General features: G+C 61.8%; 1 protein-coding gene. It reads left to right on the top strand.

Features of this window, described 5'->3' with window-relative positions:
* Positions 1 to 257: hypothetical protein (locus tag QRT08_RS18440; protein WP_286047457.1), on the top strand; the 257-nt coding region annotated here is incomplete at its 5' end.
* Positions 258 to 275: the final 18 nt, after the last annotated feature.

Here is a 275-nt window from a genome sequence, read left to right on the forward strand (position 1 = left end):
CGCTGCTCGCCGCGGCTATCCTGTACTTGATCGGCCACACGTTCGACCAAGCCGTCGCGCGGATGACACCGGACGGCAAGGTGCCGCTCGCTGACGCGGGCCTTTTCACTGCCCTGCTGCTGTCATTCCGCGAGGTTATCGCCGGCATTAACAAGCTCTGGGATCACGAGGACCGCAGCAACCTGACGGCCGCACTGTCGAACTCGATGCCGACCCAGACCCCCAATCCCCCTGTCGAAGAAGGAGCGAAGACATGAAGCTGAAGATCGATTTGG

The organism is Halalkalicoccus sp. NIPERK01 (genome assembly GCF_030287405.1).
Lineage (GTDB): Archaea > Halobacteriota > Halobacteria > Halobacteriales > Halalkalicoccaceae > Halalkalicoccus.